The following is a 271-nucleotide window of genomic DNA, read 5'->3' as shown; positions in this document are numbered from 1 at the left end:
CCGACACGGTCCGCGCCATCAGAGGCCAGACGGTTGGCACCGACGTGGTCTGCACCATCGGCAGCCTGACGATTTGGACCGACACGGTCTGCGCCGTCAGCAGCTACGCGAATTGAACCGACGTTAGTGTGTTTGGTGCCGCCTTCAGCAACGATGGTCGAGCGGGACATATCGCTTTGAACAGTTGTGACTGGAAGTGCAAAGGCGCTGGAAGCCAGAACAGAGAAAGCCAGGCCGAAGATCAATTTAGTGGTTTTCATGATGATGTCTC

Annotated in this window: 1 protein-coding gene; it reads right to left on the bottom strand. The window is 56.5% G+C overall.

Annotated features, from left to right (window positions below):
* Positions 1-260 (bottom strand): hypothetical protein (locus ALO43_RS06555; protein WP_054997272.1); only part of this gene is annotated, 260 nt, incomplete at its 3' end.
* Positions 261-271: the final 11 nt, after the last annotated feature.

This window comes from Pseudomonas tremae (assembly GCF_001401155.1).
Lineage (GTDB): Bacteria > Pseudomonadota > Gammaproteobacteria > Pseudomonadales > Pseudomonadaceae > Aquipseudomonas > Aquipseudomonas tremae.
This window is presented reverse-complemented; position numbering and strand designations above follow the sequence as displayed.